Annotated in this window: 8 protein-coding genes; 6 read left to right on the plus strand and 2 right to left on the minus strand. The window is 40.0% G+C overall.

Going from position 1 to position 8,177, the window contains the following annotated elements; translation table 11 throughout:
* The 4 genes from VIM94_RS02550 to VIM94_RS02565 form a co-directional block, all read left to right on the plus strand.
* A partial coding sequence (locus VIM94_RS02550; RefSeq protein WP_332037724.1) for a CIA30 family protein occupies window positions 1–564 on the plus strand: 564 nt, incomplete at its 5' end.
* 241 nt (window positions 565–805) lie between these two features.
* Window positions 806–1,567: a peroxide stress protein YaaA gene (gene yaaA / locus VIM94_RS02555; protein WP_332037725.1), complete on the plus strand. Its 762-nt coding sequence runs from the start codon at window positions 806–808 to the stop codon at window positions 1,565–1,567.
* A gap of 592 nt (window positions 1,568–2,159) precedes the next feature.
* Window positions 2,160–2,936 (plus strand): hypothetical protein, encoded by a 777-nt coding sequence (locus VIM94_RS02560; RefSeq protein WP_332037726.1) that lies wholly within the window; start codon window positions 2,160–2,162, stop codon window positions 2,934–2,936.
* A 75-nt stretch (window positions 2,937–3,011) separates the two neighbouring features.
* Window positions 3,012–3,902 carry a cation diffusion facilitator family transporter gene (locus VIM94_RS02565; protein WP_332037727.1) on the plus strand — a complete coding sequence of 297 codons (891 nt, stop codon included), beginning with the start codon at window positions 3,012–3,014 and terminating at the stop codon, window positions 3,900–3,902.
* A 185-nt stretch (window positions 3,903–4,087) separates the two neighbouring features.
* Here VIM94_RS02565 and VIM94_RS02570 read toward each other — a convergent pair whose 3' ends face one another.
* Entirely contained in the window at window positions 4,088–4,849 is a 762-nt protein-coding gene (locus tag VIM94_RS02570) for a DUF6503 family protein (RefSeq protein WP_332037728.1), read from the minus strand.
* Between the two features lie 123 nt (window positions 4,850–4,972).
* Entirely contained in the window at window positions 4,973–5,467 is a 495-nt protein-coding gene (locus VIM94_RS02575) for a RidA family protein (protein ID WP_332037729.1), read from the minus strand.
* A 439-nt stretch (window positions 5,468–5,906) separates the two neighbouring features.
* On the opposite strand from VIM94_RS02575, the gene VIM94_RS02580 reads away from it, so the two are divergent.
* Entirely contained in the window at window positions 5,907–7,148 is a 1,242-nt protein-coding gene (locus VIM94_RS02580; protein WP_332037730.1) for a site-specific integrase, read from the plus strand.
* 179 nt (window positions 7,149–7,327) lie between these two features.
* Window positions 7,328–8,047, plus strand: a complete 720-nt coding sequence (locus VIM94_RS02585; RefSeq protein WP_332037731.1) for a hypothetical protein — start codon at window positions 7,328–7,330, stop codon at window positions 8,045–8,047.
* Window positions 8,048–8,177: the final 130 nt, after the last annotated feature.

Here is an 8,177-nt window from a genome sequence, read left to right on the forward strand (position 1 = left end):
TTTCAGGAAAAAACCATAACTTTAACCTGGAAATTAGATCATGCACTCTTCTCAGAATTAACAACCTGGATTATGCTCACATTACTTCTTTTTGATTTCAGTAAAACGGAAGACTGGTCGGGTTGGGAAACAGTGAACGACGGGGTGATGGGAGGTAATTCCAGCAGTGATCTTGAAAGCAGTACCGGCGGGAATGCAATCTTTAAAGGAAGCGTCTCCCTGGAAAACAATGGCGGTTTCGCCTCTTTGCGTTATGATTTTGATCCTCAAAATATAAAGATCTATAAAAAAGCATTCATATTATTGAAAGGGGATGGCAAAACCTACCGGTTCAGGATCAAATCCAGTTTAAAAGATAAAGCTTCCTATACCTACACTTTCAAAACTACCGGCGGCTGGCAAACGGTCGAGGTTCCGTTAACGGAGATGGAAGCGGTATATCGCGGGCAGAAACTGGAGTTGCCCAACTTCTCTGCTGATACGATCGGGGAAATTCGTTTTTTGATTGCGAATAAAAAGGCAGAGGATTTCCGCCTGGAAATCAATAAGATCGGGTTGAAATAACTTTCGGCTCCTGAAGCTCCCTGAGCGCAATTATAATGCTTTTGTTCTCCTTATGATTTCATAGTTTATATCAATATTTCCGGTTTCCTTGTTTTACAGGGAAAACTTATCTTTGAAAGTAAATCAAAATGAATATGAAATGAGCATAACGGGAATAGGTTTCAAACATCGATGAACCTGCCTTATGCGAATTACTCCCGATAGCCATCGGGAGACCGTTTTAAAACAATAAAAAATACATATGAAAATTGTTGTTTCCCCCGCCAAGAGTCTGGACTACGAATCTAAATTACCTACTACCCGAGGCACTCAGCCCGAATTTGTGGATACCGCTGTAAAGATCAACCGCAAGCTCTCCCGGATGAGCAAAAAGGAACTCGCTGAGCTGATGAACATCAGCGATAAGCTCGCCGACCTGAATTACAACCGCTACCACGATTTTGAAGAAGAACACAACAAAAAGAATTCCCGCCCTTCCGTTTACGCCTTCGCCGGCGATGTGTACACGGGTATAGACGCCTATACCATCCCCACCGAAAAGCTGGACCGGCTGCAGGATAGTCTGCGTATCCTCTCAGGAATGTACGGGATCCTGCGCCCCCTGGATCTTATCCAGCCTTACCGCCTGGAAATGGGCACCGAGCTGGGCATTGACCGTAAAAAGAACCTCTATGAGGTCTGGCAGGAAAAAGTTACCGACTACCTGAACAGCGAACTGAAAGAAGATGAGCTCTTCCTCAACCTGGCCAGCAAGGAATATTTCAAGGCTGTGGATGCGAAGAAATTAAAGTCGGAGGTGATTTCCCCTGTTTTCAAAGACTTCAAGAACGGCAAGCTGAAGATCATCAGCTTCTACGCCAAACAGGCCCGCGGCGCGATGGTTCGCAACATCATCGACAAAGAAGCCAAAACTCTCGAAGACATCAAAGCTTTCGATTATATGGATTACCGCTTTAGTGAGGAAGAAACGAAGAAAGAGAGTGAACCGGTGTTTGTGAGATAGGTTTTCAGTGTGCAGTAGGCAGTCTCAGTGAACAGTGGGCAGTGAGGTTCGGAGTTGCAAACCGGCAGATCGCCACGTGCTTTGCACTCGCGATGACGGAGGCTATGGAATTCGTCATTGCGAAGAAGGCACGACTGGAGCAATCTTTTGTTTAAGCCACTTACTTTACACTCCACCGTCACACTGAGCCGGCTGCGGTAGCAGACGATGGGCCTGATACTGGCGTTAAAAATTCGAAAGGGCTTCGACCCTTCGGCTGCTGCGCGCTCAGGACAAGCTCTTCCTCCCCCCGGTCGGGCTCAGCCTAACAACAGTTTGATTTAAATATGGAACCCGTTATAACAGATCGTCACACGCTTTGCACTCATGATAAAGGAACACCCCTGGTCGGGCTCAGCCTGGCAAACGTATAATCCAGATTCCCCGCCGGGAGTTCATTCCCAAGAAAATCAGCTTCCACAACTACCAATAAAATTATAAATAACTGATAATCAGATATATTTTTAGTATCTTAATAAAGTAATTCCGTACAAAATCGAGCCACTCTGCCCCAGGCTTCTGTTAAGTATAATAATAACTAAAAATAAATCTTATGAAAAGGCTTTTTATCTGGATGATGCTCATCCCATTGCTTGGCATCTCCCAAAATCAACAGGAGACGCAGGAACCACTAATTATTGTAACCATGATGATCGCTCCGGAACCTGGAGATTTCTTTAAATTCAGAGAAGGCATAAAGGAGCACAATAATCAATATCATGCTGAAGGTGATCGGGGAGTACGTATTTTTCAAGTGATGAACGGCACGAACGCCGAAAAAATGATGGCAGTAATGGGACCGATGCCCTGGAGTGCCCTGGACAAACCCATGTATGATCGCGAGGCGCACGATAAAGACTGGTATGAAAATGTGGTGCCTTATATGAAAGATGAACAGGATGTAAATTACTGGCGTTTTGATGCTAAAAACTCTCATTTCCCCCAGAATTTTGAAATGGCTAAATTGGATGTCACCACCTATGACTTCAAAGCCGGCACCTATGAATCGGCTATGAATCACATAAAGAAAATATCAGAAGTTTTTAAAAATCAGTATCCTGAAACTCCCCTTGGTATCTATGTGAATGAATTTGCGGCGACCAAAGATGGTCAGGACCTTTCCCTGGTATACTTCTTTGATAATTTTGCCAGTCTGGGAGAAGATCATAAATGGAAAGAAAAATTTGAGACACAGCATGGCCAGGGCAGTTACGAGAAATTTTCTAAGGACTGGATGGAAATCACGAATGGAGTGCAAACCGAGATTTGGGTCTACGATCAGGAAATAAGCGGAATTGGCCCACAGGTGACTACAAAGACCCAGGACTAACAGCTTTTATGCATAATATTTCTTCATTTTGTTCCTGAAAATTTCTTAGTATCTTTCCGGGAGCAAAATCAGGATATGGGTCACGATCACTCACACAACACCTCCGGTAAGAATCTAAAGCTGGCTTTTTTTCTGAATCTGGGTTTCACCATTCTTGAATTTATTGGAGGCTGGTATGTAAACAGCGTGGCAATAATGTCTGATGCGGTGCATGACCTTGGAGATAGTCTTTCCCTGGGTTCGGCCTGGTACCTGGACAAAAAAAGCAAGGAAGAATCCAATTCAAAATATTCCTTTGGTTACCGCCGTTTTTCTCTTTTAGGCGCCCTCATCAATAGCCTGGTGCTCATTATCGGTTCTGTCTATGTGATCTCTGAAGCCGTTGGCAGACTCTTTAAGCCTGAAGCTTCTGATGCCACAGGAATGATCATTTTTGCACTTATTGGGGTGGCCGTGAATGGCTATGCGGCCTACAAACTCAGCGGGGGAAAAAGCCTGAACGAAAAGGTGGTTTCCTGGCATTTACTGGAAGATGTGCTGGGCTGGTTTGCTGTGCTGGTGGTAGCGGTGATCCTGAGCTTTAAAGAGATTCTATACCTGGATCCTGCGCTCTCCCTGCTTATCACCCTTTATATTTTGTGGAACGTTTTCAAACGTCTGAAAGAAACCCTGTTCATCTTTCTGCAGGGAGTCCCAAAGGAACTTAACCTGGAGGAAATTGAAAACAGTATTCTGAAGGTAGAAAAAGTAGCCTCCCTGCATCACACCCATATCTGGTCGCTCGAGGGAGAAAACCACGTGTTTACGGCCCACCTGAAATTACGGGAAATCAGTGAATTTTCAGAAATACTGGAAGTCAAGAAACAGGTAAAAAAGATTCTCAAAGATTACGCTTTTGAACATTACACTATAGAAACCGAACTGGACAGCGAAACCTGTGAACTGGAGAATGCGCATAAGCATTAGCTACGTCATACCGGAACTTATCTAATGTCTCATAAAACCATGAGGATCGTCATGCCGGGCTCGACCCGGTATCTCATTACGAAAATCTATAGATAATTAATCCCTGGGACTCCTAAAAAGGTCAACCCTATTCAGTACTCTACATTCTACAAACCCGAAACTGAGAACTGAGAACAGGAAAATTACTATTCTTTCACCTCAACCCTGAGGATCTCGGTGTCGATGGTAGAGAGCAATTCCAATTCATTATTCTCATAGAGCTCTGGAAGCTCTGAAAGATCGGTGTTGGGATTCCGAAACGTAAAATTTTTATAATCTACAAACCTTATTCCCTTAATAAACCTGGGATTATACGCAGCGCGGAATCTTATTCCATCCTCCTCCTCAACAAATTTGTATGCCAGATAGTCCAGAGTATAATCATTTTTATGGATCCAGAACATAAATTCGTCATGACCAGCAACTCCAGGTGCAGCCTGGCCATAAACCATCTTTAACTGAAAATAAGGCTCTCCCTTTATTTGGGTATCCCCAACCAGATCTTTTACCAGTCCACGGTTATCCAGGCCATAAGGCAGGTGTGCAAAATAATGAACCGTTTTTATTTCCTTATTCAAGCGGGACAAAAGAGAATCGGAAATAATACGTAGACTATCATTTACATAGCGCTGTAAACCACTATTACTTACCACATCACGAATGCTGTCTGAAGCCTCTGTAAATTGTCTTTCCAGGGAAAACTCAAGACCATTCCTCTCACTTTTATAGGTGTATTCTCTGAAATTAAAACTTATAGTAGCCTTTTTATAGTTTTCACCTCCGGCAAACTCAATGGTCTTTTCAATAATCTCTTCTATTTTCTGTGACTCATCCGGGGAGTGTTTATTTTCCTCATCCTGGCAAGAAATAAAGCTAATTAAAATTAAAAGAAGAAAAACTGACCTCATAGTTTTGGATTAGATTCAAATGTAAGTAAATATTTTTTCAGGATGCTTTCACTTTCTCTTTCGTCTGCAAGGGTTTTGAATCAATCCTTATGGCTACCGGAGCAGAATTAAAAGCAATTAACCTCATTCTTCCAGCTCCACCACAACCTCGATCTCTATGGCTATATTGGAAGGCAGGCTCACATGACCTACAGCGGCCCGCGCATGTTTCCCGCGCTCCCCGAAGACTTCAAACATCAAATCTGAAAAGCCATTGATCACTTGTGGCTGCTCATAAAAATCAGGTGCCGAATTAACCATCCCACGCACCTTAACGAATTGTTTGATGCGATTAAGATCTCCCGTGGCCGCTTTGAGCGTGGCCAGAATCCTTATGCCTGTATTACGGGCTGCCTCACGACCTTCTTCGGTGCTCAGGTCTTTTCCTAAAGTTCCTTTTTCGGGGCTACCTTCCCCAGCCAGGTAAAGCAGGTTGCCCACCTGTCTCCATTTCACAAAATTGGCCGAAGGCTCCCTTACTTCAGGCAGTTCTATGCCTAATTCGGCAATTCGTTCTTCCGGATTCTGAGCCATTACTGGCGCTGAAATTAGGAGCAATAAAAGAATTAGTTTTCTCATCTTAAAGGTTTTTATCAAAAGAAAAGATAGTGGAAAAACTCCAAAAAAAGCCCCTCATTGCTGAGGAGCTTTCTGTGCGGGCCCTTCGACCACGATTAAGATCAGGGCTCAGGATAAACTCCGAGCCTCACATATTAAAACTGGGAGTAAATTCTCCTCTCTCCACTAAGAGTGTTTTTTGAATTACCAGAAACAAAAAAAGCTTCTCATTGCTGAGAAGCTTTTCGTGCGGGCGGAGAGACTCGAACTCTCACACCTCGCGGCACTAGATCCTCAGTTCTTTTAAAGGGGATATCAAATAAAAACAAATAGCATTAAGTAATTGATTATCAGTGTATTTAAATATTTTTAAGATACATATAATATCATTTAAATTCAGTAAATGTGTTACCCATGTGTTACCCAGAATAATTATCTTAGTATTTTTAAACTAAGAATTATGGCTCATATTAAAGTAATTTTACACCCGAAGAAGATTGATGAAAATGAAAAAATTTACCGGCTTGCCATAAGAGTTACTTCCTTTCGAAAACGCAGCTATTATCATTTAGGTTATAACCTCGATCCAGAAGACTGGGATGAACAAGCTGAGAAAGTAAAAAAATCCCACCCTAAATATCAATATTTAAATCGTCTAATTCGCAAAAAGTATGATCAGATAGATGATATTATTTATGAGGCAGAACGCAATAAAAGACAATTATCAGCAAAGCAAATTATGGATCAAATAAAGCAATCCAGGAAAACCATTTCTTTCTTTGACTTTGCTGACGAACATGTTGCTGATTTAGAAAGATCAAAAAAATTTAATCGAGCTATTTCAGACCGATCTAAAGCAAAAATCATCAAAGACTTCACTAAAGGACGAGACATCCTCTTTCAGGAAATTGATGAGAATTTCCTAAAACGTTTAAAAGTTTACCTTATTAATGAAAAAAATAATTCAGAAAGGACTGTAATGAACTCTTACGTGTTTATAAGGTTACTATATAATCGTGCAATCAGGAAAGGGGTAATTGACCGAAATTTTTATCCTTTTGGAAGGGATAAAATACTTATTAAATATCCGGATTCATTAAAAATTGGTTTAACTGAGCAGGAAATTCTAAAAATTGAACAAGTAAATTTAAAGAAGTATTCTTCGTTATGGCATTCAAGAAACATTTTTTTATTCTCCTTCTATTTAGCAGGAATTAGAATCACCGATCTTCTTCATCTTAAATGGAAAGATATCATAGAGGATCGATTATTTTATAGGATGAAGAAAAATTCTAAACTTGATTCATTAAAACTACCAGGAAAAGCAATTGAAATTCTTGATTTTTACCGGAAAGATAAAAAGTCGCATTCAGATTTTATTTTTCCCGAATTGAAAAAAGTCGGAGATGTGGAAACCAAAAAAAAATATAGTTTAATAAAGGGAGCTATAAAAATACATAATTCAAATCTAAAGGATATTGCTAAACTTGCAGGTATTAATAAGAAAATAACCAATCACATTGCGAGACATTCCTTTGGCAATATTGCCGGAGATAAAGTTTCTCCTCAAATGTTACAAAAGCTATATCGACATAGTAGTCTTCAGACCACAATTGGATACCAAAGGAATTTCATTCATAAAAGTTCAGATGAGGCTTTGCACGAAATTTTAAAATTTTCAAGTAGTGATTCGGTTAATTAATCAAAATTAGGTAAGAAATTTAATTCACTTACAGGGAATCTTAAAATTTTAGAAAAAAACACTATTGATTTCTTTCTAAAATTTAGATATGATCAAATTCCAATCCCTCATAAGCTCAAGTACAAAAACTTATACTTTCTTTTCACTATCTTTAAGTAGATAAAAGAAATGAAATTAAGATGTTTTTGGAGCGTTTCGCGGTTTTTACTCTTCGGTTGAGGGCAAAGCTCCTGGATTTTTATGACTACCTGCTTCGGGAAACAGATTCGCAACTTGGGCAAATCTTCTTTACGTCTTGTTTTATTTTATTGACCGGGCTTCTTTTTTATATCTGGATTACCCCATATTCTCTGTGGTTTAAGTTCAGTTTTACTGTTATTTACCTGCTATCCGCTTTGTTTTGTATTTCAGGAATTTATTTTATTATTAAAAGAAAACGAATCAGATCAAATACACTGGAGGTTTATACTTTGAATGACAATGAACCGGTAAGATTTCAGCAATTTAATCTTAATTCTATTCCGCTAACGGAAATTCAAGCGAATGCTGTTTTTAAAGCGTTCTCCGGGAAATATCTTACCGGCGATTACAAAAGCTTCGAATCCTTAATTTTAATGGAACCCGTGCCAGCCAGGGACCGATTGGAATGGAAAGATCTCTCTCCTAAAAGACCAAAGCAGGTAAACCGACAAACATTATTAGAATTTTTAAGCCATCTGATCATCGGTTTTGAAAACCTGGATAATCATCAGATGATTCTGTTTGTGAAGCATTATTTCACTCTTAAAAACACCGCAGGAACCGAACAACACTTATCCAGCAAAAATATCTCCGACTGGCGGAATAACAAAGCTTCTTATCTAAAGGAAATCTCCAGTATTTTCAAAGCCATCTTATAGGTAATTACCACTTGATTACCTGTTACCATATTGATTTACAAGGATTTTAATTAGTCATTTGTTTCTATAACCAGAAGACAACTGCAGTGTTGTTTTTGTAAATAATAGAACCTATGAATAATTTAGAATT

The organism is Salegentibacter sp. (assembly GCF_036568425.1).
Classification (GTDB): domain Bacteria; phylum Bacteroidota; class Bacteroidia; order Flavobacteriales; family Flavobacteriaceae; genus Salegentibacter.

Bases quoted from the DNA above. Each gene is read 5' to 3' on its own strand.
- yaaA (WP_332037725.1), top strand. From the start codon at position 806: ATGAAAATTGTTGTTTCCCCCGCCAAGAGTCTGGACTACGAATCTAAA.
- VIM94_RS02560 (WP_332037726.1), top strand. From the start codon at position 2,160: ATGAAAAGGCTTTTTATCTGGATGATGCTCATCCCATTGCTTGGCATC.
- VIM94_RS02565 (WP_332037727.1), top strand. From the start codon at position 3,012: ATGGGTCACGATCACTCACACAACACCTCCGGTAAGAATCTAAAGCTG.
- VIM94_RS02570 (WP_332037728.1), bottom strand. From the start codon at position 4,849: ATGAGGTCAGTTTTTCTTCTTTTAATTTTAATTAGCTTTATTTCTTGC.
- VIM94_RS02575 (WP_332037729.1), bottom strand. From the start codon at position 5,467: ATGAGAAAACTAATTCTTTTATTGCTCCTAATTTCAGCGCCAGTAATG.
- VIM94_RS02580 (WP_332037730.1), top strand. From the start codon at position 5,907: ATGGCTCATATTAAAGTAATTTTACACCCGAAGAAGATTGATGAAAAT.
- VIM94_RS02585 (WP_332037731.1), top strand. From the start codon at position 7,328: ATGTTTTTGGAGCGTTTCGCGGTTTTTACTCTTCGGTTGAGGGCAAAG.